26 protein-coding genes are annotated in these 23,585 nt (G+C 70.3%); 20 read left to right on the top strand and 6 right to left on the bottom strand.

Annotation, left to right across the window (positions count from 1 at the left end; genetic code table 11):
• Window positions 1-140: 140 nt before the first annotated feature.
• From dnaK to AC1DYG_RS04335, 4 genes are all read left to right on the top strand, one after another.
• Window positions 141-2,048: a molecular chaperone DnaK gene (dnaK, locus tag AC1DYG_RS04350; RefSeq protein ID WP_477638663.1), complete on the top strand. Its 1,908-nt coding sequence runs from the start codon at window positions 141-143 to the stop codon at window positions 2,046-2,048.
• On the top strand, window positions 2,045-2,692 hold the full coding sequence (grpE, locus tag AC1DYG_RS04345) for a nucleotide exchange factor GrpE (RefSeq protein WP_477638662.1): 648 nt from the start codon (window positions 2,045-2,047) through the stop codon (window positions 2,690-2,692). Before dnaK ends, grpE begins: the two co-directional genes overlap by 4 nt.
• A gap of 95 nt (window positions 2,693-2,787) precedes the next feature.
• Window positions 2,788-3,813, top strand: a complete 1,026-nt coding sequence (locus AC1DYG_RS04340; protein ID WP_477638661.1) for a DnaJ C-terminal domain-containing protein — start codon at window positions 2,788-2,790, stop codon at window positions 3,811-3,813.
• 20 nt (window positions 3,814-3,833) lie between these two features.
• On the top strand, window positions 3,834-4,289 hold the full coding sequence (locus AC1DYG_RS04335) for a heat shock protein transcriptional repressor HspR (protein ID WP_477638660.1): 456 nt from the start codon (window positions 3,834-3,836) through the stop codon (window positions 4,287-4,289).
• A gap of 140 nt (window positions 4,290-4,429) precedes the next feature.
• On the opposite strand, the gene AC1DYG_RS04330 is transcribed toward AC1DYG_RS04335, so the two are convergent.
• Complete coding sequence (locus AC1DYG_RS04330) at window positions 4,430-4,732, bottom strand: helix-turn-helix domain-containing protein (protein ID WP_477638659.1); 303 nt, start codon at window positions 4,730-4,732, stop codon at window positions 4,430-4,432.
• 147 nt (window positions 4,733-4,879) lie between these two features.
• Between AC1DYG_RS04330 and AC1DYG_RS04325 the strand changes: the two genes are divergently transcribed.
• From AC1DYG_RS04325 to AC1DYG_RS04315, 3 genes are all read left to right on the top strand, one after another.
• Window positions 4,880-5,248 (top strand): helix-turn-helix domain-containing protein, encoded by a 369-nt coding sequence (locus AC1DYG_RS04325; RefSeq protein ID WP_477638658.1) that lies wholly within the window; start codon window positions 4,880-4,882, stop codon window positions 5,246-5,248.
• On the top strand, window positions 5,214-5,666 hold the full coding sequence (locus tag AC1DYG_RS04320; protein WP_477638657.1) for a hypothetical protein: 453 nt from the start codon (window positions 5,214-5,216) through the stop codon (window positions 5,664-5,666). The genes AC1DYG_RS04325 and AC1DYG_RS04320 overlap by 35 nt, the downstream gene beginning before the upstream one ends.
• Window positions 5,667-5,751: 85 nt before the next feature.
• A complete protein-coding gene (locus tag AC1DYG_RS04315; protein ID WP_477638656.1) occupies window positions 5,752-6,024 on the top strand; it encodes a ribonuclease E inhibitor RraB in 273 nt (90 codons plus the stop codon).
• 20 nt (window positions 6,025-6,044) lie between these two features.
• On the opposite strand, the gene AC1DYG_RS04310 is transcribed toward AC1DYG_RS04315, so the two are convergent.
• Window positions 6,045-6,566, bottom strand: a complete 522-nt coding sequence (locus AC1DYG_RS04310; protein ID WP_477638655.1) for a nitroreductase family deazaflavin-dependent oxidoreductase — start codon at window positions 6,564-6,566, stop codon at window positions 6,045-6,047.
• 26 nt (window positions 6,567-6,592) lie between these two features.
• Here AC1DYG_RS04310 and clpB point away from each other — a divergent pair, with 26 nt between their 5' ends.
• Window positions 6,593-9,157: an ATP-dependent chaperone ClpB gene (gene clpB / locus AC1DYG_RS04305; protein ID WP_477638654.1), complete on the top strand. Its 2,565-nt coding sequence runs from the start codon at window positions 6,593-6,595 to the stop codon at window positions 9,155-9,157.
• Here clpB and AC1DYG_RS04300 read toward each other — a convergent pair.
• Entirely contained in the window at window positions 9,144-9,989 is an 846-nt protein-coding gene (locus AC1DYG_RS04300; protein WP_477638653.1) for an NlpC/P60 family protein, read from the bottom strand. The genes clpB and AC1DYG_RS04300 overlap by 14 nt on opposite strands.
• Before the next feature lie 106 nt (window positions 9,990-10,095).
• Here AC1DYG_RS04300 and AC1DYG_RS04295 point away from each other — a divergent pair, with 106 nt between their 5' ends.
• Genes AC1DYG_RS04295 through AC1DYG_RS04285 form a run of 3 tightly spaced genes read left to right on the top strand, consistent with a single transcriptional unit; the run spans window position 10,096 to window position 12,870 of the window.
• A complete protein-coding gene (locus AC1DYG_RS04295) occupies window positions 10,096-10,785 on the top strand; it encodes an LppX_LprAFG lipoprotein (RefSeq protein ID WP_477638652.1) in 690 nt (229 codons plus the stop codon).
• Window positions 10,766-12,421 carry an MFS transporter gene (locus tag AC1DYG_RS04290; protein ID WP_477638651.1) on the top strand — a complete coding sequence of 552 codons (1,656 nt, stop codon included), beginning with the start codon at window positions 10,766-10,768 and terminating at the stop codon, window positions 12,419-12,421. Before AC1DYG_RS04295 ends, AC1DYG_RS04290 begins: the two co-directional genes overlap by 20 nt.
• Window positions 12,418-12,870, top strand: a complete 453-nt coding sequence (locus tag AC1DYG_RS04285) for a hypothetical protein (RefSeq protein ID WP_477638650.1) — start codon at window positions 12,418-12,420, stop codon at window positions 12,868-12,870. Before AC1DYG_RS04290 ends, AC1DYG_RS04285 begins: the two co-directional genes overlap by 4 nt.
• Here the strand turns inward: AC1DYG_RS04285 and AC1DYG_RS04280 are convergent.
• Both AC1DYG_RS04280 and AC1DYG_RS04275 read right to left on the bottom strand, forming a co-directional pair.
• Window positions 12,842-13,714 carry an alpha/beta fold hydrolase gene (locus tag AC1DYG_RS04280; RefSeq protein WP_477638649.1) on the bottom strand — a complete coding sequence of 291 codons (873 nt, stop codon included), beginning with the start codon at window positions 13,712-13,714 and terminating at the stop codon, window positions 12,842-12,844. The two genes, AC1DYG_RS04285 and AC1DYG_RS04280, sit on opposite strands and share 29 nt — an antisense overlap.
• Window positions 13,715-13,718: 4 nt before the next feature.
• Entirely contained in the window at window positions 13,719-14,504 is a 786-nt protein-coding gene (locus tag AC1DYG_RS04275) for an exodeoxyribonuclease III (protein ID WP_477638648.1), read from the bottom strand.
• Window positions 14,505-14,542: 38 nt separating this feature from the next.
• Here AC1DYG_RS04275 and AC1DYG_RS04270 point away from each other — a divergent pair, with 38 nt between their 5' ends.
• The 9 genes from AC1DYG_RS04270 to AC1DYG_RS04230 all read left to right on the top strand — a co-directional run bounded on the left by AC1DYG_RS04270 (window position 14,543) and on the right by AC1DYG_RS04230 (window position 22,735).
• The gene (locus AC1DYG_RS04270; protein ID WP_477638647.1) at window positions 14,543-15,310 is read left to right on the top strand and encodes an SDR family NAD(P)-dependent oxidoreductase; all 768 of its coding nucleotides are present in this window, start codon (window positions 14,543-14,545) and stop codon (window positions 15,308-15,310) included.
• A 142-nt stretch (window positions 15,311-15,452) separates the two neighbouring features.
• Window positions 15,453-16,007 carry an orotate phosphoribosyltransferase gene (pyrE, locus tag AC1DYG_RS04265; RefSeq protein ID WP_477638646.1) on the top strand — a complete coding sequence of 185 codons (555 nt, stop codon included), beginning with the start codon at window positions 15,453-15,455 and terminating at the stop codon, window positions 16,005-16,007.
• Window positions 16,008-16,082: 75 nt separating this feature from the next.
• On the top strand, window positions 16,083-16,754 hold the full coding sequence (locus AC1DYG_RS04260; protein ID WP_477638645.1) for a LemA family protein: 672 nt from the start codon (window positions 16,083-16,085) through the stop codon (window positions 16,752-16,754).
• A gap of 151 nt (window positions 16,755-16,905) precedes the next feature.
• Window positions 16,906-17,802, top strand: coding sequence for an ABC transporter ATP-binding protein (locus AC1DYG_RS04255; RefSeq protein ID WP_477638644.1), 897 nt, complete (start codon window positions 16,906-16,908; stop codon window positions 17,800-17,802).
• A complete protein-coding gene (locus AC1DYG_RS04250; RefSeq protein ID WP_477638643.1) occupies window positions 17,799-18,602 on the top strand; it encodes an ABC transporter permease in 804 nt (267 codons plus the stop codon). Before AC1DYG_RS04255 ends, AC1DYG_RS04250 begins: the two co-directional genes overlap by 4 nt.
• Window positions 18,603-18,609: 7 nt before the next feature.
• Entirely contained in the window at window positions 18,610-19,878 is a 1,269-nt protein-coding gene (locus AC1DYG_RS04245) for a sensor histidine kinase (RefSeq protein WP_477638642.1), read from the top strand.
• A 17-nt stretch (window positions 19,879-19,895) separates the two neighbouring features.
• Window positions 19,896-20,570 (top strand): response regulator, encoded by a 675-nt coding sequence (locus tag AC1DYG_RS04240; RefSeq protein ID WP_477638641.1) that lies wholly within the window; start codon window positions 19,896-19,898, stop codon window positions 20,568-20,570.
• A gap of 199 nt (window positions 20,571-20,769) precedes the next feature.
• Window positions 20,770-21,255 carry a hypothetical protein gene (locus AC1DYG_RS04235; protein WP_477638640.1) on the top strand — a complete coding sequence of 162 codons (486 nt, stop codon included), beginning with the start codon at window positions 20,770-20,772 and terminating at the stop codon, window positions 21,253-21,255.
• A complete protein-coding gene (locus AC1DYG_RS04230; protein WP_477638639.1) occupies window positions 21,245-22,735 on the top strand; it encodes a multicopper oxidase family protein in 1,491 nt (496 codons plus the stop codon). The genes AC1DYG_RS04235 and AC1DYG_RS04230 overlap by 11 nt, the downstream gene beginning before the upstream one ends.
• Window positions 22,736-22,757: 22 nt before the next feature.
• Here the strand turns inward: AC1DYG_RS04230 and AC1DYG_RS04225 are convergent, their stop codons facing one another.
• Entirely contained in the window at window positions 22,758-23,444 is a 687-nt protein-coding gene (locus AC1DYG_RS04225) for a DedA family protein (protein WP_477638638.1), read from the bottom strand.
• Window positions 23,445-23,585 lie beyond the last annotated feature (141 nt).

The raw sequence follows: 23,585 nt of genomic DNA, 5'->3' as shown, positions 1-23,585 counted from the left end.
CGCCCCGCACGAAGTTGAGCCGAGTGAACGCAAGTTTGGCGCCTCGATTTGCCACGCGGCATACCGGCTCCTAACTTGAGTGCAGGCAACTCAACCCACGGACTCTCACAGAGCCCACCCAGACACACAGGAGATTCACCATGGCACGTGCGGTCGGCATCGACCTCGGTACCACCAACTCGGCCGTCGCCGTCCTCGAGGGCGGGGAGCCGACGATCATCGCCAACGCGGAGGGCGGTCGCACCACCCCGTCCGTCGTGGCGTTCTCCAAGGGAGGCGAGGTCCTGGTCGGCGAGATCGCCAAGCGCCAGGCCGTCACCAACGTCGACCGGACGATCCGTTCCGTCAAGCGCCACATCGGCCGCGACTGGGAGTCCCCGGAGATCGACGGCAAGACCTACACGGCGCAGGAGATCAGCGCCCGCATCCTCCAGAAGCTCAAGCGCGACGCCGAGTCCTACCTCGGCGAGGTCGTGACCGATGCGGTCATCACCGTTCCCGCGTACTTCGACGACCACGAGCGCCAGGCCACCAAGGAGGCCGGTGAGATCGCGGGCCTCAACGTCCTGCGCATCATCAACGAGCCCACCGCCGCGGCTCTCGCCTACGGCCTCGACAAGGGCAAGGAGGACGAGCTCATCCTCGTCTTCGACCTCGGTGGTGGCACCTTCGACGTGTCCCTCCTCGAGGTCGGCAAGGACCCCGACGACGGCTTCTCGACCATCCAGGTCCGCGCGACCAGCGGTGACAACCAACTCGGTGGCGACGACTGGGACGAGCGCATCGTCAACCACCTCCTCACCACCGTGAAGAACACCTCGGGTGTCGACCTGTCCAAGGACAAGATCGCCATGCAGCGGCTGCGTGACGCGGCGGAGCAGGCCAAGAAGGAGCTCTCCTCCTCGACCAGCACCAACGTGTCGATGCAGTACCTCTCGATGTCCGAGAACGGCCCGATCCACCTCGAGGAGACGATCAGCCGCGCCCAGTTCGAGCAGCTGACCAAGGACCTGCTCGACCGGACCCGTCAGCCGTTCCAGAACGTCATCAAGGACGCTGGCATCGCGCTGGCCGACATCGACCACGTGGTCCTCGTCGGTGGGTCGACCCGCATGCCCGCCGTGAGCACCCTCGTCAAGGAGCTCACCGGTGGCAAGGAGCCCAACAAGGGCGTCAACCCGGACGAGGTCGTCGCCGTGGGCGCGAGCCTCCAGGCCGGTGTCCTCAAGGGCGAGCGCAAGGACGTCCTGCTCATCGACGTCACGCCGCTGTCGCTCGGCATCGAGACCAAGGGTGGCCTGTTCACCAAGCTCATCGAGCGCAACACAGCGATCCCGACCAAGCGCTCCGAGGTGTTCTCGACCGCCGAGGACAACCAGCCGAGCGTGCTCATCCAGGTCTTCCAGGGCGAGCGTGAGATCGCCCAGCACAACAAGCAGCTCGGCACCTTCGAGCTGACCGGCATCGCCCCCGCCCCCCGTGGGGTGCCGCAGGTCGAGGTCACCTTCGACATCGACGCCAACGGCATCGTCAACGTGTCCGCCAAGGACCGGGGCACCGGCGTCGAGCAGAAGATCACGATCTCCGGCGGCTCGGCCCTCGCCAAGGAGGACATCGAGCGGATGATCAAGGAAGCCGAGGCCCACGCCGAGGAGGACAAGAAGCGTCGCGAGGAGACTGAGGCCCGCAACACAGCGGAGAACCTCGTCTACTCCACCGAGAAGTTCCTCGGTGACAACGCCGACAAGCTCCCGGCCGACGGTCGCGGCGACGTCGACACCGCGCTCGCGGACCTCAAGGAGGCCCTCAAGCCCGAGTCGGGCGCCACGCCCGAGGACATCTCGGCCAAGACGTCGAAGCTCTCCGAGGAGTCCCAGAAGCTCGGCACCGCGATGTATGCCGCGGCCGCCGAGTCCGAGCAGGCCGGCACCCCCGGTGACGGTGAGCCTTCGGGTGACGCCGGCTCCGCCGACGAGACTGCGTCCGACGACGACGTCGTGGACGCCGAGGTCGTCGAGGACGACGAGACCGATGGGGACAAGAAGTGACCGAGCAGCACCAGCCTGCTGACGGTGCCGAGGAGGTGGTGGGCGCCGACGAGTCGGTCGAGCCCATCACCGCCGAGGCGGCCGCCCTCCAGGGCGACATCCTCGACGAGAGCGATGCCGGCGAGGGCGGATCCGAGCGCGCGCCCGCCGACTCGACCCGCAACCTGGGCGCCCCAGAGGGTGCTCAGGATGCGGACCTCCACCCGGACACGTTCCTGGCGGCGGAACGCCTGAGCGACCTCCAGCGGCTGCAGGCCGAGTACGTCAACTACAAGCGTCGCGTCGACCGCGACCGGGCCGTCGTGCAGGAGCGCGCCGCCCAGTCGGTGATCGAGGCGCTGCTGCCGGTGCTCGACGACATCCACGCGGCTCGGGAGCACGGTGACCTCACCGAGGGGCCGTTCTCCGCCATCGCCGACAAGCTCGAGTCCACGCTCACCAAGTTCGGGCTGCAGCGCTACGGCGCGATCGGCGAGGAGTTCGACCCCAACCTGCACGAGGCGCTCATGCACACCGCCTGGCCGCAGGACGGCTCCGTGGAGCCGACCGGGTCGACCACCGTCGTGCAGGTCCTGCAGCCCGGCTACCGTGCCGGCGAGCAGATCCTGCGTGCGGCGCGCGTCGCCGTGGCCGATCCTGAGTAGGCACTGGATCATTCAGGGCAGGACCGGCATGACCGCAGGTTTCTCACCCCCTCGGAACGAAGCCTGCCTGACCCAGCAGAGAGGAGGGCGCCGACATGGCTAGCCAGGACTGGTTCGAGAAGGACTTCTACGCGATCCTCGGTGTCCCCAAGGATGCTGACGACGCAGCCATCAAGAAGGCCTACCGCAAGCTCGCCCGCAAGCACCACCCTGACCAGAACGCGGGGGACGCGGCGGCCGAGCAGCGCTTCAAGGACATCGGCGAGGCCAACTCGGTCCTGTCGGACGCCGAGAAGCGCCGCGAGTACGACGCCATCCGGCAGATGGCACACGGTGGCGCCCGGTTCACCGCGGGCGGTCCGGGCGGCGGCGCCGGGGGCTTCGACGACGTGTTCTCGGCGATGTTCGGGGGTGGTGGCGGCGCCGGTCGTGGCGGTGGCAGCAGGGTGCGCTACTCCACTGGCGGCGGTGGCGCTGAGCCGAACCTCGAGGACCTGCTCGGGGGGATGTTCGGGGCAGGTGCCGGCCCGGCATACGGAGGGGCTGGGTTCCGTGCGCCGCAGGGACCACGCAAGGGTGCGGACCTCACTGCTCGCACGAGCCTGTCCTTCCGCGATGCGGTCGAGGGTGCGACGGTCACGCTGAGCACCAACGGAGCCGGCCAGATCACCACCCGAATCCCCGCTGGGGTCAAGGACGGTCAGAAGATCCGACTGCGAGGCAAGGGCCAGCCGGGGGAGAGGGGAGCAACACCGGGCGACCTCATCCTCACCATCACGGTCGAGAAGCACCCCGTGTTCGGCCGCGACGGGGACAACCTCACGATCGAGCTGCCGGTGACCTTTGCCGAGGCGACCCTCGGGGCCACCGTCTCGGTGCCGACCCTCGACGGGTCGGCCGTCAAGGTGCGGGTGGCTCCTGGCACCCCCAGTGGCCGGGTGCTGCGCCTGAAGGGTCGTGGCGTGCCCCTGAAGGACAAGCCCGGCGACCTGATGGCCCGCGTCACCGTGGTGGTGCCGCAACGACTGTCGGACGAGGCGAAGGCCGCCGTCGAGACGCTGCAGTCGCTGGATGAGGGCTTCGACCCCCGGGCCGAGCTGTTCGCCAACGCGAGGGCGTGACCTGCGATGACTGAGGCGCGATGACTGAGGTGCGCGGGTTCTCTCCCGACGACGATGCCCCCATCTTCGTCATCTCCGTCGCGGCCACGCTGGCCGGCATGCACGCCCAGACGCTGCGCCAGTACGACCGGCTCGGGCTGGTCAGTCCGTCACGGACCCGCGGCGGCGGCCGTCGCTACTCCGGCCGTGACGTCGCCATGCTCCGAGAGGTGCAGCGGCTGTCGCAGGAAGAGGGCGTGAGCCTCGCCGGCATCCAGCGGATCCTCGAGCTCGAGAACCAGGTGGCGGCGTTGCGCGGCCGGGTGCTCGAGCTCTCGGACGAGCTCGAGCGTGCGCGCCTGTCGGCGGGGCTCCGCCCGGCCTCGAGGGTCTTCGCGGTCGGCCCCACCGGTGACGTCATCGCGGTTCGTGCCGGCCAGCGCCCCCGCCTGCAACGATCGCAGGCGCTGGTCGTCTGGCGCGCCTCGTCACACTGACGACGTCCCTGGGCGAGAGCCCTCACCCTGGGGTGGGGGGTCAGGGCTGAGGGTGAGGGCTCTCGCGGCTCACTGGGGAGGACTCGCCGTCCCCTGTGGTCGCCCGAAGGCGTGGATCCAGCCGGCTCCGGACAGGTCTGCTATGCCGACACCGTCTCCGACGCCGCCTCCGACACCGACTCCGACACCGCCGCCGCGTCGCGCAGCGGTGCGGTGGCCAGCAGTGCCCGGAAGTCGTCGATCTGCAGCTCGCGCAGGAGTGCCGCATAGAACTCCGGACTGACTCGCAGCTTGCTGCCGTTCTCGAGGTGCCTGATGTAGGACCTGTCGACCTCAAGGGCCGCCGCGAGATCCGCCACGCCACGGCCCCGTGCCTGGCGAATGACGCGGAGTGCGTAGCCGTGCACCTCGATCACGCGGTTCGGCGTCATTTCCCTAGACATGACCATGAAGATAGTTATATACGGTCATTCAAGCAAGAGTACAATCCAAGAATCCACAGGAAGGTGGTCCGAGGCTGAAGACGGAGGGACGTCTTGGGTGACTGAGCAGGACCAGCAGTGACTGGAGGTGACTGGAGGTGACTGGAGATGACTGGCAAGATGTCGGTCATGAACCCGCAGCAGCTCGAACAGCTCGGACACCGCGTCGAGCGCGCCCGGCTTGCCCGTGGTTGGAGCAAGGAGCAGGCGGCGCGGGAGGCCAGGATCTCCTCGATCACGTGGAAGCGCGTCGAGGACGGACTCGGGGTCCAGGACGTCAAGCGCGCCCAGGTTCTCGACGTGCTCGGGCTCGACGACCGCGGCGAGCCTGTCGGTGCGACGACGCACAATGAGGGCTTCGTGACCGCTCCCGGTCCGCGAGTCCGGCCAGGGGTCGGCGACGAGGAGGTCCTCGCGCTGATCGACGACGTGAGGAGCAGGCTTGACGCCCTCGAGCGACGCATCCGGGGTTCCTGACCCCTGGAAACTGCTGCGCGAGATGCGTGACGTCGTCATGCTGCGGCAGCCCATCGCCGAGCCCGCCCGCTACTACCACGGCCGTCGCGCGATCGTGCTCCGCTCCGGGCGCAGCCTCGAGGAGGAGCGGCGGTCCCTCTGGCACGAGCTCGTCCATGCCGAGCGCGGTGACACCGAGTGCACCGGCTGGGCGGCGTCGGCCATCGAGCGCCGAGTCGAGCGTGAGGCCGCACGCCGGGCCATGCCCTTGGGCGTCATGGAGCGCCGCCTCGCCGTCGCCAGCGACTGGGACGACTTCGTCTGGCACATGAAGGTGCCGGATGCCTGGGTCCGGTTCCGGCTCGCCCAGACCCGGCCGGCCGAACGGGCCCGACTGGAGCGGGCCTGCCGGTGGTCCGACTGGGCGGCCTCCGCCTAGGGGCGATATCCCCGCGCGCCCAGAGAGCGGCGACGGTGGACCTCCCGCCACGACGGGCGGGTGACCACGCGGCATACTCCTGTCTGTGAGTGAACACCTGCTGGTCTTCCCCGACCGTGAGACCGCCGACGACGTGGCTGCCGAGCTGGCCCACGAAGGCTTCTCGGAAGTCCGGGTCGTGAGGGAAGCCCTTGCGGGAGAGGACGACTCCGAGGACCACGAGTGGGCGGTCCACGTCGTCGAGGAGATGGTCGCCGACGAGTCGGGGCCGGTCGAGTCGGGACTTCGCGACCGGTTCAGCGCCCTCGCCGAGGAGCACGGCGGCTGGTACGACCCGGAGCCCCCGACCGACTCCTGAGGCCACCGCGGACGGACCCGTCAGGTCGCTCGTTCCAGGGGCACGAGCTCGAGGAAGTCCCGTACGTCGAGCAGCCCGAGGGCGGCGCGTTCGACGGGCCGGATGCCGTGCCGCTCGGGGTCCCGGTAGACCCGGGGCTGCCCGCAGGGGACCAGCCTGCCGCGGGTCTGGATCGTGCAGCCGCCGGCCGCCACCACGTTGCGCACCCAGTCGGTGCGCGGGCCGTAGACGAGCGCGACGACAAAGCGGTCGCCGACCGTGAACAGGTTCACCGGGGTCTGGTACTTCCGCCCAGACCGTCGTCCCCGGTGGTGGACGACGGCGAAGCCCGGCAGGTGCCGCGCCACGGGAGTGCTGAGCCGGTTGAACCCGACGCGGTTCCACCGCCCGACTGCGAGGGGGATGGGCACACCCCCACGGTATGCCGTGAGCTCGGCTCCCGCACCGCGCTCACCTCCCATCGCAGAGTTGAGCGGAATAGACTCAACTTTGACCCGGTTGTCGATGGTGAACCCGTCGCCGATCACAGATGGTGGACCCATCGCCGAACACAGGAGAACATCCACGCATGGACCTCAAGCCGACCGCGAAGGTGGCCGAGGCGCTCGCTCTCGCGCAACGTGAGGCGCAGAGCGCCGGCAACCCCGAGATCACGCCGGCGCACTTGGCGCTGGCCCTCGCCGAGCAGCCGGACACGACCACCGGTGCCCTGTTGACGGCGGCGGGCACCAGCGCCACGGCTGTGGCGACCGCGGCCCGCGCGACCCTGGCCGCCCTGCCGCGCACCTCGGGCAGCGCAGTCGCGACTCCCGGGTTCGGGCAGGCGGCGCTGCAGGTGCTGCAGCACGGCCAGACGGTCATGCAGGCCATGGGCGACACCTTCCTGTCGACCGACGTGCTGCTGCTGGCCCTCGCCGAGAAGGGCGCCATCAAGGCCGATGCCAAGGCTTTGGAGCAGCACATCCCCACCCTGCGGGGTGGTCACAAGGTGACGTCCGAGAACCCCGAAGCCGGCGGCGAGGCGCTCGCGAAGTACGGCACCGACCTCACCCAGGAGGCCCGGGACGGCAGGCTCGATCCGGTGATCGGGCGCGATTCGGAGATCCGCCGAGTCGTCCAGGTGCTCTCGCGACGCACCAAGAACAACCCCGTCCTCATCGGCGAGCCGGGTGTGGGCAAGACCGCGGTCGTCGAGGGGCTGGCCCAGCGGATCGTCGACGGCGATGTCCCGGAGTCGTTGCGCGACAAGCGGTTGATCAGCCTCGACCTCGGCGCCATGGTCGCGGGGGCGAAGTACCGGGGCGAGTTCGAGGAGCGGCTCAAGGCAGTGCTCGAGGAGATCCGCGAGAGCAACGGGCAGGTCGTCACGTTCATCGACGAGCTGCACACCGTCGTCGGGGCCGGCGCGACGGGCGAGGGCGCCATGGACGCGGGCAACATGCTCAAGCCGTTGCTCGCCCGCGGTGAGCTGCGCCTCGTCGGCGCCACGACGCTCGACGAGTACCGCCAGCACATCGAGAAGGACGCTGCCCTTGAGCGCCGCTTCCAGCAGGTGTTCGTCGGCGAGCCGTCGGTCGAGGACACGATCGCGATCCTGCGTGGGCTCAAGGAGCGGTACGAGGCGCACCACAAGGTGGAGATCGAGGACGCGGCCCTCGTCGCGGCCGCGTCACTGTCGGACCGCTACATCAGCGGGCGCCAGCTGCCGGACAAGGCCATCGACCTCGTCGACGAGGCGGCCTCCCGACTGCGGATGGAGATCGACTCCAGTCCCGTCGAGATCGACGAGCTCCGCCGCTCGGTCGACCGGCTCAAGATGGAGGAGCTGCACCTCGAGCGCGAGACCGACGACGCCTCCGTCGAACGGTTGGCCCGGCTCCGCGAGGACCTGGCCAACAGGTCCGAGGAGCTGGCCGCGCTCAACGCCCGGTGGGAGTCGGAGAAGTCCGGGCTCAACCGGGTGGGCAACCTCAAGACCCAGATCGACGAGGCGCGCACCAGGCTCGAGAAGGCCCGCCGCGAGTACGACTTCGAGACCGCCAGCCGGATCGAGTTCGGGGAGATCCCCGAGCTCGAGAAGGCCCTGGCCGTCGCGAACGAGGACGAGGTCGCGTCCGGCCGCGCCAGCGCCGACCTCATGGTCAAGGAACGCGTCGGCGCCGACGACATCGCCGAGGTGATCTCGGCCTGGACCGGCATCCCCGCCGGGCGACTGCTGCAGGGCGAGACCGAGAAGCTGTTGTCGATGGAGTCGATCATCGGTTCGCGGCTCATCGGGCAGGCCGCCGCCGTCGAAGCCGTCAGTGACGCGGTGCGGCGATCCCGTGCCGGCCTCGCCGACCCGAACCGGCCCACCGGTTCCTTCCTCTTCCTGGGACCGACCGGGGTCGGCAAGACCGAGCTCGCAAAGTCGCTGGCGGACTTCCTGTTCGACGACGAGCGGGCCATGGTCCGAATCGACATGAGCGAGTACTCCGAACGACACGCCGTCGCCCGTCTCATCGGCGCGCCCCCCGGCTACGTCGGCTACGAGGAGGGCGGCCAGCTCACCGAGGCGGTCCGCCGCCGCCCCTACTCCGTGGTGCTGCTCGACGAGGTGGAGAAGGCGCACCCCGAGACGTTCGACATCCTGCTCCAGGTCCTCGACGACGGGCGGCTCACCGACGGCCAGGGACGCACCGTGGACTTCCGCAACGTCATCCTCGTGATGACCAGCAACCTCGGCAGCCAGTTCCTCGTCGACCCCAACCTGGCCGACGAGGCCAAGCGCGAGGCCGTCATGGGGATCGTCCGGGCCAGCTTCAAGCCCGAGTTCCTCAACCGGCTCGACGAAGTGGTCATCTTCGACCCGCTCACCTCCGCCGAGCTCGGCCACATCGTCGAGCTCCAGGTCCGCGAGCTGGCCACCCGCCTGGTCGACCGCCGGATCACCCTCGAGGTCACCGACGCCGCACGCGAGTGGCTGGCGATCACCGGCTACGACCCGGCCTACGGCGCCCGACCGTTGCGCCGGCTCGTGCAGAAGGAGATCGGCGACCGCCTCGCCAAGGCCGTTCTGGGTGGCCAGGTCCGCGACGGCGACACGGTGACCGTCGACCTCGACGAGGCAGCGGACACCCTCACCCTGCGCTGATGGGGCGCACGGCGTAGGGCATGACGCCCGTCTCGGTCGTGGAGAAGGAGCGGACGCGAAGGTCCGGGCCGCTCACCCGGTCGGCCTCGACGACCTGGCCGTCGCCGACGTAGAGCGCGACATGGTGGATGGCGGACGCGGCCTTGCTGGAGTCGGACCAGAACACCATGTCCCCGGGGCGCAGCTGCGAGATCGGGACTCGGGGTCCGTCGGCGTACTGGCTGCGTGAGGTGCTCGACACCCTGAGGCCGGCGCCCTCGAAGAAGGCGTACTCCATCAGGCCGGAGCAGTCGAAGCCGACGGTATTGCGGTCGTCGATGCCACTCGGGCTGCAGCAGATTCCCCGGGTGGGGCCGGTGTAGTTGCCGCCGCCCCACGAGTACGGGTACCTGCCCGTCATCGACTTCGCCGCGGCGATGGTGGCCTTGGCCGCGGCGCTGGGGTTGGTGGGTTGGGTCGGGGTCGTCGTGCCGGGGCAGAGGGGCGCGACGAGGCCGTCTGACCCTGTCCTGAGGTAGGCGTCGCTGACGTAGCCGCCGCTCTTGATCCTGTCCCAGATCCTCGTCGTCGCATAGGTGCCGGTGACCTGCTGCCCGTAGGTCTGGCAGACGATGGTGACCGTGGCGCCATCGGCCCGCTTGCCGACGGCGGCGGACTGGGAGGTCGGCTCCGCTCGCACGGTGAGGGCAGGCCCCGGGCTGCCGATGGTGTTCACGGTGCCGGTCGCGGTTGCCGCGCTGGCGGCGACCGCGCCGACCAGCGGCACTGCGACCAGGGCCGCGGTCGCCACAGCAGTGGCGATCCTGCGTCGGCGGGTGCTGAGCAGCTGCATGAGAGTCCCCCTCGGTATGCCGGCCGGTGCCGGTTCGCCCGAACGCTAGGGCTGCGTGCCGCGTTGCGACCATGGGGAGCGGTCCCCTCCGACTACCGTGGGTGCCATGCGCCTCAAGGGAATCGCCATCGCCGCCATTGCGGTACTGACCCTCGTGGGGTGCTCGTCCAACGACAAGGCCCCGGCCAAGGAGGGCACCCCGGCCGAGCAGCTCGCCGCGGCGCGCACGAACCTCGAGAAGAGCCCGGCGGTGACCTTCACCCTCGAGGCGACCGACCTGCCCAGCAAGGCGGTCGGGGTGTCCGCTGCCAAGGGCACGGGACTGTTCACCCCGCCGTCGTTCCAGGGCACCCTCAACGCCACGATCGCCGGAGTGACGGGGACCGTCGACGTGATCGCCGTGGAGCAGGACGTCTTCATGAAGTTCTTCACCCCCGGCTACAACAAGATCGACCCGGCGACCTATGGGGCGCCCAACCCGGCGCAGCTGTTCAACAAGCAGACCGGGATCACCGCCCTGATCGGCAAGACCCAGTCCCTCGCCAAGGGCGACAAGGTGCGCGACGGCTCGGACGTGCTCGCGTCCTTCACGGGCAAGCTCCCGGGTGCCGCCGTGGCGGACCTGCTCGTCATCGGGGACCGCTCCGCGACGTTCGACGTGACCTACGGCGTCACCCAGAGCGGGCAGGAGCTGCGCACGGTCGTCCTCAAGGGACCGTTCTATCCCGGGGCCACCTCGACCTACTCCCTGCGCCTCAAGAGCCTGCCCCAGCCCGTTGCGATCACCCGCCCCTAGGGCGCTGCTCGCCACGGCGTCCGTGGCGGTGGCGCTGGCCGCGGCGGACACCTATGTCGTCGTCCTGGCCCTGACGGACATGATGACCGGCGTCGGTCTCGGCATCGACGCCCTGCAGAAGGCCACGCCGATCATCTCCGGCTTCCTGCTCGGCTACATAGCCGTCCTGCCCCTCATCGGCCGCCTTGCGGATCTCATTGCCAGACAACGGATCCTGGTCGCGTGCCTGATGATCTTCGTGATCGGGTCGGCGATCACGGCGCTCGCGGTCGAACTGCCAGTCCTGGTGACCGGGCGGGTGCTCCAGGGGATCGGTGGCGGTGGTCTGGTGCCCGCCACCCTCGCCATCGTGGCCGACCTCTGGCCAGCCGATCGGCGGGGCACCCCCTTGGGCGTGGTCGGGGCGGTGCAGGAGGTGGGCAGCGTCCTCGGGCCCGTCTTCGGCGCCGCGGTCCTCGCCATCTCCGGCTGGCGGATGATCTTCTGGCTCAACGTGATCGCCGGCCTCGTCCTGGCTGGTGCGGTGCTGGTCGTCGGGGGCGAGAAGCCGCGGCGACCACGCGGCCTACCCCTCGTGCTCGGCGCCTCGGCGCTGGTGGTGGGTGGGTTGGCGCTTGCCGCACCGTCGCGGCTGGCAGCCGACGTGACGCTGGGGGTGCCGTTCGTGCCCTTCGGCGACTCGACGTCGCGGGTCCTGACCCCGATCGGGGTGGTCGCCCTGACCCTCGTGCTGACCCTCGTCGCGGTGACGGCGCCCCGGTGGTGGGCGCTGCTGCGTCGCGTGGACCTGCCCGGTGCGTTGTTCCTCGGGCTGGCCCTCGGCAGCGTGGTGCTCACCTTTGCCGCCAGCGATCCCGAGCGCGAGGTGGTCGGGCCGCTGGGCTTCGCGCTGCTGCCGGTCGGGGCGCTCGCCCTGGGGCTCTACCTGTGGCGGCACCACACCGTCGCCGAGCCGCTCGTGGCTCGCGGCGTCGTGCGGGGTCGCGCGCGGACCTCCCTGGTCGTGAGCCTCTTGGTCGGCGCGGCGCTCGTGGCAGTCATCGTCGACGTCCCGGTGCTCGCACGGCTGACCCTGACCGACTCGCAGACGGTCGCGGCGTTCGTGCTGGTGCGGTTCCTGCTCGCTGTGCCGGTGGGGGCGCTGCTCGGGGGGTGGTCACTGCGCAGGTTCGGTGACGGGGCGGTGAGTGGGGCGGGTCTGATGGTGGCGACCGTCGGCCTGTTCGCCATGAGCCGGTGGGGGCAGGGCTCGCTCGACGGGCCGCTGGCCACGGTCGTCCTCGTGGCCGTGGGCCTCGGGATCGGGCTGGCGCTCGCACCGGTCAACAACGCGGCTCTCGCCGACGCCCCGGCCGACGCGCACGGCGTGGCCTCCGCCCTGGTCGTCGTGGCCCGGATGGTCGGGATGGTCGTCGGACTGGCCCTGCTGACCGCCATCGGCCTGCACCGCTACTACGACACGGTGGCGGCGCTGCCCGACCAGACCGACACCAAGGCGCTGCTCGCGGCCGGCCTCGTGCAGGTGCAGACGGTGTTCCTGGGTGCGGCGATCGCGGCGCTCCTGGGCGCGCTCGCCTCGGTGGGCCTCGGCCTGCGCCGGAACCAGGAACCCGCGGGCCGCATCCAACCTTGGTGAACCCTTCTCGTGCGCTGGTCCTCGCCCGCGTGGTCCGCGTGGTCGGCTTGGTCCTGACGACCGCCGCATGCGTCCCGCCGCCGAAGGCGTGCACGGAGATCGGGGCCACGAACGGTGTTCGCGTCACCGTCGTCGGCTTTCCCAGGGCGTTCGATGCCCAGGCCGTCGCGGACGACATCAGCGTGCGGGCCTGCGTAGGGGCCATCTGCGGGACGGGTGCCTTCAGGGGCGCCGAGGAGGATTCCGCGTGGGTCGACCTGCCCGCCATCGAGTCCACCGACCCCGTCGACGTGACCGTGACCGCGCGTGACAGTGCGGGCGCGGTGTTCGTCCCGGCCACCACCGTCCGCGTCGTCCCGCGCAAGGTCCAGCCCAACGGAGCAGGGTGCGAGCCCACGGCCTTTCAGGCGCAGGTCACGGTCACGCCACCGGCGAGAGCAGCATTCTGAACGCGTCGACGACCTCGTCAGTGGCTTCGTACACCAGCATGTGACCGCGGCCGGGCAGGATCCGCAGCTCGGCGTGGGGGATCAGCTCGGCGAGCCGCCGACCGTGCCGGGGCGGCGTGAGCCTGTCGCGGTCCCCGACGAGCACGACGGTGGGTATGCCGCCCAGCTGGCCCAGTGCCTCGCTCTCGTCGTGCTCGCCGAGGGCGCCGAAGAACCGACCCATGGTCGGCAGCGACGTGCCCGCCGCCATGTCGCGGGTCAGCTGCACGTGCGACGGGTCGGCATCGGCCCCGAACAGCAGTCGTCGCTGGCCGCGGGTGGTGACGAACCGCCCTGCCGGGATCCCCGGCATCCGCGACGCGAGGGCCATCAGGCGCGCCTCGAGCGTCGAGAGGCGGTTCTGCAGGTCGCCCGCGCTGGTCGCCACGAGCACCGCGCCGGCAACCCGGGAGCGAAACTCGTCGGGGTGCAGGCCCGCGTAGGCCATCAGCGTCATGCCGCCCATCGAATGACCGCCGAGGATGACCTGCCCCCGCGGCGCCACCACGTCGAGCACGACAGCCAGGTCGTCACCGAGCATCCGCACCGTCGGCTGCCCGCGCAACGGGCTGGAGCCGCCGTGCCCGCGCTGGTCGTAGGTCACGACCCGCACCCCGGCCTCGACGAGCTGCTCGGCAACCGGGAGCCACGATGCGCGGGTGAGCGTCCAGCCGTGTGCCAGGACGACGGTGGGGACGTCACCCGGGGCCCCGGACCCGCCCTGGGGAGCCGGCCCCGCGGCATACTCCTGCACCTGGAGCAGGGCTCCGTCGGGGGCGGCGACGGTGAAGGTGCGGGAGTTCATCCGCTCAGTCGTCCAGCTGCACGACGACGGGAGCATGGTCCGACGCGCCCTTGCCCTTGCGTTCCTCGCGGTCGATCACCGCGCCGGCCACCCGGGCCGCGAACGCCGGGGTCCCGAGGATGAAGTCGATCCGCATGCCGCGTCGTTTCTGGAAGCTCAGCATCTTGTAGTCCCAGTAGGTGAAGGTGCCGGGCTCGGGGGTGTGCGGTCGCACGACGTCGACGAACCCGGCGTCGAGCACCGCCTGGAAGGCCGCCCGCTCACCGGGGGAGACGTGGCTCTTGTCGAGGTAGTACTCCATCGACCAGACGTCCTCGTCGTGCGGCGCGATGTTCCAGTCGCCCATGAGCGCTGCGGTCTCGCCGGCCTCGACCGACGTCCTGGCCTGGTCGCGCAGCCGGGCCAGCCAGTCGAGCTTGTAGACCATGTGGGGGTCCTCGAGGTGGCGCCCGTTGGGGACGTAGACCGAGGTGACCTTGACGCCCCCACAGGTGGCCGTGAGGGCGCGCGCCTCGACCACGGGCGGATCGCCCCACGCGGGGGCGTGCGGGAAGGACGGGGTGACGTCCTCGATCCCGACCCGGGACACGATGGCGACGCCGTTCCAGTGGTTCAGTCCGTGGTGGGCCACCTCGTAGCCGAGGGCCTTCAGCGGGTCGAACGGGAACTGGGCGTCGGTCGCCTTGGTCTCCTGGATGGCGAGCACGTCGACGTCGCTGCGCTCCAGCCAGGCCTCGACACGGTCGATGCGGGAGCGGATCGAGTTGACGTTCCAGGTGGCGATGCGCACGCAGGCAACCCTATGCGGACCCGCCTAGAGTGGCAGACATGAGCACTGCCCTCGTCACCGGCGCCACCGCCGGCATCGGCCTGTCCTTCGCCCACGTCCTCGCGGAGCGGGGACACGACGTCGTGCTCGTGGCCCGCGACCGCGCGCGGCTGGAGAACGTCTCCGACGAGCTGCGGGCGAAGTACTCCGTCGGCACCGAGATCCTCGTCGCCGACCTGTCCGACCGGGCCGAGACCGGCAAGGTCGCCGAGCGCCTGGCCGACCTCGCCCGCCCCGTCGACCTGCTGGTCAACAACGCGGGCTACTCGCTCAAGGGCTCGTTCCTGCGCCACGACATCACGCAGGAGGAGGCCAACTTCGACGTCCTGTGCCGCGCGGTCCTCGTCCTGTCGCACGCGGCGGGCAACGCGATGCGCAGCCGCGGCCACGGCGCCGTCATCAACGTCTCGTCGGTCGCCTCCTTCATCACCGCAGGCACCTACTCGGCCAACAAGTCCTACGTCACCGTCTTCACCGAGGGTCTGGCCGCGGAGCTGCGCGGCAGCGGCGTGACGGCGACCGCCCTCTGCCCCGGTTTCACGCACACCGAGTTCCACCAGCGGGCCCAGGTCGACATGTCGAGCATCCCCGACTTCATGTGGCTCGAGTCCGACCGGCTGGTGCGCGACTGCCTCGACGACGTCGCCAAGGGTCGCGTCGTGTCGGTGCCGTCGGCGCAGTACAAGGCGATCGTCGCAGCCCTGCGCGTCGTGCCCCGCTCGCTGGTGCGCCGACGCGCCCGCGGCGTCCACCGTCCCGCCGAATGACCCGAACCCCCGAAAGCCCAGCTTTCGGGCTTCCGGCACCCTTGGAACGCCGAGAGCTGGGATCTCGGTATGCCGCGTGAGCCAGCCACGTGAGCCAGCCACGCGGCATACCTCAGCTTTGGCCTCGGTAGGCTGGCGAACCGTGACCGACACTGCCGCCGCCCGCGCCCGCCTGCTCGAGATCGTCAAGGACAAGGCCATCGTCCACGGCCGGGTGACGCTGTCGTCCGGCAAGGAGGCCGACTACTACGTCGACCTGCGCCGCATCACCCTGGACGGCGAGGCCGCACCGCTGGTCGGGATCGTCATGCGCGACCTCGTCAAGGACCTCGAGTTCGACGCGGTCGGCGGGCTGACGCTCGGAGCCGACCCGGTCGCCACCTCGATCCTGCACGCCAGCGCTGCCGCCGGTGACCGCAAGGACGCGTTCGTGGTGCGCAAGTCGGGCAAGGCCCACGGGCTGCAGCAGCGCATCGAGGGGCCCTCGATCGAGGGCCGCCGCGTCGTCATCGTGGAGGACACGACGACCACCGGCAACTCACCGATCGACGCCGTGGACGCCGCCCGCGAGGCCGGGGCGGAGGTCGTGGCGATCGCGACGATCGCCGACCGCGCGACGGGCGCCGGCCAGAGGTTCGCGGACGCCGGGCTCGAGTACCGCTTCGTCTACGGCCTCGACGAACTCGGTCTGGCCTAGGCTGCACTTCAGAAGCTGCACCGCTGTAGGCGAGACGCCGCACAGGACGACGCCGCCAAGACAAGGGGATTGCTCATGTGGGTCTGGATCATCATCGCGGTCGTGCTCGTGCTGCTCGTGCTGTGGGCGGTCGGTGTCTACAACGGGCTGATCAAGCTGCGCAACCTCGTGCAGGAGGCGTGGCGCCAGATCGACGTCGAGCTCAAGCGCCGGCACGACCTCATCGGCAACCTCGTGGAGACCGTCAAGGGCTATGCCGCCCACGAGCGCGGCACGCTCGAGGACGTCATGAAGGCCCGGTCCGCCGCGATGGCCGGTGGACAGAGCCCCGCGCAGCAGGCCCAGAGCGAGGGCATGCTGAGCCAGGCCCTCGGTCGGCTCATCGCCGTGGCCGAGGCCTACCCCGACCTCAAGGCCAACCAGAACTTCCTGGCGCTGCAGCAGGAGCTGACCTCCACCGAGGACCGCATCGCCGCGGCCCGGCGCTACTACAACGCCAACGTGCGTGAGCTCAACACCAAGGTCGAGACCGTTCCCTCCAACATCGTCGCCGGCCTGTTCAACATCGGTCGCGCCGAGTACTTCGAGGTCGAGGGCGAGGAGCGCGACCCCGTGAAGGTCGACTTCGGCCAGCGCGACGCCACCATCCCCCCGCCCAGCGGGTATGCCGGGGGCACGCCAGCGGGCGCACAGGCCTCGCCGCCGCCCGCCGCGCCCACGCAGGACACCCCGCCCACCCAGCCCTGAACGCCCGAGATCCCAGCTCTCGGCCTTCCGCACCTGCGGGAACCCAGAGAGCTGGGATCTCGGCGTGGGCGCGGGGGTCCACCGGTCGGTTGACGGGGAATCAACCGGGTGGGGCTGACGCAGGCCCCGGTGGGCACGACAGGCTGTAGCCATGTCAGCACCAGAGGCACCCATCCGCGTCACCGGCCTGCGCAAGACCTACGGAGCTCGCGAGGCCGTGGACGGCATCGACCTGCAGATCGAGCGGGGCGAGGTGTTCGCGCTGCTCGGGCCGAACGGCGCGGGCAAGACGACGACCGTCGAGATCCTCGAGGGCTTCCGCAAGCGGGACGGTGGCACCGTCAGCGTCCTCGGCGAGGACCCCCAGACGGCCGGCCTTGCCTGGCGCAACCGCCTCGGTGTCGTGCTGCAGTCGTCCACCGGGCTGGACCTCATCACCCCCCGTGAGGCCCTCGCCAGCACGGCCAAGGTCTATCGCACCCCGCGCGACGTCGACGAGGTCCTGGCCGCGGTCGGGCTCGTCGACAAGGCGGACGACCGGGTCGGCAAGCTCAGTGGCGGCCAGCGTCGCCGGCTCGACGTCGGTCTGGGCATCGTCGGCACCCCCGAGCTGCTGTTCCTCGACGAACCCACCACCGGCTTCGACCCCCAGGCTCGACGCGACTTCTGGGAGCTGATCGGGTCACTCGCCGACGGCGGGACGACGATCCTGCTGACGACCCACTACCTCGACGAGGCCGAGCAGCTGGCTGACCGCGTGGGCGTCATCGCCGCCGGCCGGATGCTCGCCCTCGACACCCCGGCCAACCTCGGCGGCCGGGCCTCGTCCGAAGCCACGGTGACGTGGGAGGACGACGCGGGCACGCGGCATACCGAAAAAACAAGCAGGCCAACGCAGTTCGTCGCCTCGCTGGCCGCCCGCGTCGGTGGCGAGGTGCCCGGGCTGACGGTGACCCGACCGTCCCTGGAGGACACCTACCTGTCGCTGATCGCACCGCACCTCGATGCCGTCGGCGCCGCTGCGCCCGAGCTGGAGGTCGTGCTGTGAACACCCTTGCCATCGGTGGGGACCGCACGATCCTCGAGCTGAAGATGTACTTCCGTGAGAAGGAGGCGGTGTTCTTCTCCTTCGTCTTCCCGATCATGATGCTCAGCATGTTCTCGGTGATCTTCAGTGAGGAATTCGGCGAGGGGAACACCGCCGGCGTCAACGCGGCGCGGTTCTTCCTCCCCGGGATGGTCGCGGCGGGCGTGATGCTGACCAGCTTCCAGACGATGGCCCTGTCCGTCGCGGTGGAGCGGGACGACGGCACCCTCAAGCGGCTGCGCTCCACCCCGATGCCGCCGGTCGCGTACTTCCTCGGCAAGATCGGCCTGGTCGCCATCACCAGCCTCGCGCAGTTCGCGTTGCTGATCGCGGTGGCCAAGGTCGGGTTCGGCGTGCAGCTGCCGGGCGAGGCGGCTCGCTGGGCGACCTTCATCTGGGTGTTCCTGCTGGGCGTCGCCTCGGGCACGGTGCTCGGGATCGCCTTCTCCTCCTTGGCTTCCTCGTCGCGCTCCGTCGGCGCCATCGTCATCGCCCCTACTCTCATCCTGCAGTTCATCTCGGGTGTCTACTTCGCCTTCACCGACCTGCCCGAGTGGCTCAAGCAGGTGGCGTCGGTGTTCCCGCTGAAGTGGATCGCGCAGGGCATGCGGTCCGTCTTCTTCCCCGGCGACTGGCAGACCCGGGAGATGGCCGGCGCGTGGGAGCACGGTCGCACCGCCCTCGTCCTCGCCGCGTGGCTCGTGGCCGGACTCATCGTCTGCGCCCGCACCTTCCGCTGGACCAAGCGCGGCACGACATGATGGTCAGGTGGGCACCGAGATGACCTCGCACGGGGACAGGGGTGGCGCTGACGTGGGGGCGGCGCAGCCGTCCGACTGTCGCCCCGAGCCAGGCTCGTCCGCCGATGGCCTCGACGAGATGTGGCGTGGCCAGCAGCGCTGGTGGCACGGACTGTTCGCCGCGCTTGTCGTCACCACCGTCGTGGTGATGGTCGCGGAGGACCAGGAGCACCTCGCGTGGCGGCTCGCGATCGTCGTCGCCATCGCTGCTGCGTATGCCGTGTGGGGACGACGCGGGATGAGTGAGCGTGATCCCGTGGCCGGCCTGGTCTACATGGGGCTCGCCTGGGGGCTGATGATCGTCCTGATGTCGCTCGACGGCACGGGCACCGCGTGGATCCTCACGTTCGGGCTGTTCCCCCAGACCTGGGCCATCCTGACCCGCAACAAGGCGGCCGTGACGGTGGTCCTGGCGGTCGTCGGGATCGGGCTCGTCCGCCTGTGGCAGGCGCCCCGCACCGGCGACGAGTTCGTCGGCATCGCGATCAGCACCGTCATCATGCTCGTGCTGTCCCTCACGCTGGGGCTGTTCATCGACCGGATCATCCGCGAGGCCGACAATCGGGCCCGAATCATCGACGAGCTGCACCGCACCCAGGCCGAGCTCGCCGCGGCAGAGCGCGCGCAGGGCGTCGCCGGCGAGCGGGAGCGCATCTCGCGCGAGATCCACGACACCCTCGCGCAGGGCTTCACCTCGGTCGTGACGCTGGCCCGCGCCACCGAGCTGGCGCTGGACCGCGGCGACCTCGCCGCCGTCCGCGAACGACTGCGGCTGATCGAGCAGACGGCCGCCGACAACCTCTCCGAAGCCCGGCTCATCGTCGCCGAGCTGACGCCCGGACACCTCCAGTCGCGCACGCTCTCCGAGGCCCTGCAGCGGCTCGTCGACGCGGTCTCGGCGGAGAGCGGCATGACCGGGTTGCTTCGCGTGGACGGAGAGCCGGTCGTGCTGTCGGCCAACTCCGAGGTGGTGCTGCTGCGGACCGCCCAGGAGGGCCTGTCCAACGTGCGGCGTCACTCGGGCGCGTCCGCCTTCGAGGTGGCCCTGTCGTATGCCGCGGACGGCCCCGTCGCGCTCGTGGTCACCGACGACGGCATCGGCTTCGACCCCGGTGCGGAAGCCCGGGGCTACGGGCTCGACGGAGCGACCGCTCGCGCTTCCGAGGTCGGCGGCCGGTTCGACGTGGACAGCGCGCCCGGCGCCGGGTCGCGACTGAGGGTGGAGGTCCCGCGATGACCGAGGAAGGAGCTGCCATGACCGAGAGCGGACGTGCCCCGAAGACTGGGGGTCAAGGTGGCTCGATGCCGTTGCGGCTCCTGGTCGTCGACGACCATCCCGTGGTCCGTATGGGCCTGGTGGCGATGCTGTCCGAGCACGCCGACTTCGAGGTCGTCGGCGAGGCCGCCGACGGAGCCGAGGCGGTGGTGCTGGCGGGCCGGCTGAGGCCCGACGTGGTGCTCATGGACCTGCGCATGCCGGTCATGGACGGCGCCGACGCCACGGCCAGGATGCGGGCGACCGAGCCTGCTCCGGCGGTCCTGGTGCTCACGACCTATGACACCGATGCCGACATCGTGCGGGCGGTGGAAGCGGGCGCCAACGGCTACCTGCTCAAGGACGCGCCCCGCGAGACCCTGGCCGACGCCATCCGACGCGCGGCGCGCGGCGAGACCGTGCTGGCGCCTCCCGTCGTAGCCCGGCTGGCCAGCCGGATGCGTGCGCCCGCGACGCCGACGCTGACCGACCGCGAGACCGAGGTGGTGCGCTGCGTCGCCAAGGGGCTGTCCAACGCGGAGGTCGGGCGCGAGCTGCACATCGGGGAGGCGACCGTGAAGACGCACCTGCTGCGGGCCTTCGAGAAGCTCGGGGTGACCGATCGCACGGCAGCCGTCACCGCGGCATACCGGGCCGGGCTGATCGAGCTCTGAGGATCCAGCTCTGGGGATCCAGCTCTGAGGCGCGCCGCGGGTGTCTCGCGGGCTGTTTGATCCCGGTACGCCCCGGTTCGTCCGATGCACCTGCGGTAGTACCAGTGTCCCTGTCGGCGTGCCCGCGAGCCCGCGACCATGGGTGATCGGCACGAGGCGCATCCGCACGCGCCCCGCCGCGACGGGAAGGGGTTTCGTAATGCGCACTGTCTACCGGGTGATGGCGTTCCTCGTGGCGATCGAGGTGGCCATCCAGGCGATGTTCGTCGTCTACGGCGACGCGGGGTTGGGGCTGTGGATCGAGAACGAGGGTGGCGTGGTCGACAAGGCGACGTTCGAGACGGCCTTCGACACCGGCGAGGCACCCTTCCCGGAGTTCCAGGCCCTGGTCCTGCACGGGATGAACGGGATGATGGTCATCCCCGCGCTGGCGCTGCTGCTGGTCATCTCGTCGTTCTTCGCGAAGGTGCCGCGCGGCATCCTGTTCGCCTTCGCGGTGCTGGTGCTCGTCCTGCTGCAGGTCACGCTGGGGCTGATGGGTCACAGCATCGCGGCCCTGGGCGCCCTGCACGGGATCAATGCGTTGGCCCTGTTCTCGACGGCGGCCTGGACCGGCATCAGGGTGAAGCGGGCGGCTCCGGCGAGGACCGGAGCGCGCGAGTCCGCTGATCGCGTTGCCGTCTGAGGGGCCTGCTCGCCGGCGGGGCCGGGTTCGCCTGGTCGTCGCGCTCGCGGCGACGCTCGCGGTCCTGGTCCCGCTCGCCTGGATGTGGGCCGCCAGCCTCGTGCCGTCGTCCTACTCGGTGATGGGGATGGGGCCGGTCGACCTCGGTGGCGTGGCCGAGCTGCACGCGCACGTGCCGGGCGCCACCGGAGGCCGCGACGTCACCACCCTCGTGGAAGCCGACGAGGGGACCCCCGACGTCGCGGTCACCCTGACGGCGCGCCGCCAGAAGGTGACCATCGCCGGCGGACCCACGCTCACGGCATACACCGTCAACGGCACGACGCCGGGGCCCACGATCCGGGCGCGGGAAGGTGACCTGGTGCAGGTGACCCTCGTCAACGAGTCGGTCCCGGGCGGCACGACCCTGCACTGGCACGGGATCGACGTGCCCAACGCCGAGGACGGCGTTGCTGGGGTCACCCAGGACGCGGTGCCGATCGGCGGCCGGCACGTGTACCGGTTCCGCGCCGACCAGGTGGGCAGCTTCTGGTACCACTCGCACCAGGTCTCGCACGAGCAGGTGGTCAAGGGACTGCTCGGCGCGGTCGTGATCACCCCTCGGGGTGGCCTCGGTGGCGATGTCGACGTGGTCGGGCTCGCGCACCTGTATGCCGGCAAGCGGGCTGTCCAGGGCAAGGCCGGCGATGTGCCGGTCGAGGTTGCGCCCGGGGCGAGTGCCAGGGTGCGGATCATCAACACCGACAACGGAATCATGCCGGTATGGGTGAGTGGGGCGGCGTTCGAGCTGGTGGCGGTTGACGGCACGGACGTGAACCAGCCGACGGCCGTCGAGGGCCGGAAGGTGCTGGTGCCGGCGGGAGGGCGGGCTGACCTGCGGGTCAGAGTGCCCACGTCCGGAGACGCGGTGCGGGTGGAGATGGGAGGAGCTGCGCTCGTGCTGGGGCCGGCCGGTCGCTCGGGGACCGCCACCCGCGCGCCACGGCCCGTCGTCGACCTGCTGACCTACGGCTCGCCCGCAGCGCTGCCCTTCGACCCGGCGAGTCCGGATCGGCGGTTCGACTACGAGATGGGTCGGCGCCCGGGCTTCCTCAACGGACGTCCCGGGGTGCAGTGGACGATCAACGGCCAGATGTTCCCCGCAGTCCCGATGTTCATGGTGTCCGAAGGCGACGTCGTGCTGGTGCACATCGACAACCACTCGGGCGAGACGCATCCGATGCACCTGCACGGGCACCACGTCGTCGTGCTCGCGCGGGACGGGGTGAAGGCCACGGGCAGTCCCTGGTGGACCGACTCGCTCGAGGTCAACAGCGGTCAGACCATGGACGTGGCCTTCGTCGCCGACAACCCCGGCATCTGGCTCGACCACTGCCACAACCTGCCGCACGCCCAGGAGGGTCTGGTCGCCCACCTGATGTACGAGGGCGTGACCACGAGGTTCCGACTGGGGCGGGACACCCCCAACAGTCCCGAGTAGGACAGCTCCGGAAGGCCTGGGGTCAGACGCGGTCGTCGCGCAGGTCGTCGATGGCCTCGCCGGTCTCGTCGACGATCTCCTCCGCGGCGGTCTGGCCACGACGGGCCCGGATCACCTCGACGACCATGGGGATCACCGACACGGCCACGATCACCAGGATCGCCAGCTCGAGGTGGTCCTTGAGCGCGGGGAAGGAGTTGCCCAGGAAGTAGCCGAGCAGCGTCACGACCCAGACCCACAGGACGGCGCCGACACCGCTCCACACGAAGAAGTGCCGACGGTCCATCCGGCTCACCCCGGCGACGACGGTGATGAAGGTGCGCACGATCGGCACGAACCGGCCGATGACCAGGGCCTTGGCGCCGTGCTTCTCGAAGAAGGCGTGACTGTCGTCGAAATACTTCTTCTTGAGGATGCGTCCGTCGCGCTCATAGAGCGGCCTGCCCACGGCACGGCCGATCTCGTAGCCGACGACGTTGCCCGCGAACGCCGCGATGCTCAGGACCACCAGGGCGACCACGAGGTTCATGGAGAAGTCGCCGGTGCTGATGAACAGCCCGATGGCAAAGAGCAGCGAGTCGCCGGGCAGGATCGGGAAGAGCAGCCCGCACTCGATGAAGACGATCGCCACGCTCACCCAGAAGAACTGGGAGCCGAAGTGGTCGAGGAGCCACTGGGGGTCCATCCAGTTGGTGCTGAGTGAGTGCATGGACTCAAGGGTATGCCGCGTGCCCACGCGCGCCCGAATCCTCACCTGAGAGGACCCTGTGAGGTCGCCCTCCACCCTCGCCCCACCGTCGGCGCGACTCTGAAGGATCGTGACGGTCCTGGCCCGCAGCATCCTTCAGAG

The sequence above is a fragment of the Pedococcus sp. P1_H8 genome (assembly GCF_056405175.1).
This window is presented reverse-complemented; position numbering and strand designations above follow the sequence as displayed.